The 217-nt window shown below is 47.5% G+C and carries 1 protein-coding gene; it reads right to left on the reverse strand.

Features of this window, described 5'->3' with window-relative positions; genetic code table 11:
- Nucleotides 1-217, reverse strand: a 217-nt coding sequence (locus NE665_RS24695) for a hypothetical protein (protein ID WP_256302806.1), incomplete at both ends; no start/stop codon positions are given.

Below are 217 nucleotides of genomic sequence, written 5' to 3' on the forward strand. Positions count from 1 at the left end.
CTTACTGCTCTCTCCATTGAAATTGCCTGTTTCCTTGCCTTCCACATACACGGCCGCATAGCAGTTTGTGATACTGCTTTCTTTTCCGAATCCATATGCGGATTGCTTGCCTTCGATGATTCCCGTTGCATAGCTGTTGCTTATTTCTGCATTTCCGGAGACGACAAAACCGGAAGCTCCTGCTTCCCCTGTGATTTCCCCGCTCACATAGCTATTT

This window comes from Clostridium sp. DFI.1.208 (assembly GCF_024463855.1).
Classification (GTDB): domain Bacteria; phylum Bacillota_I; class Bacilli_A; order Erysipelotrichales; family Erysipelotrichaceae; genus Clostridium_AQ.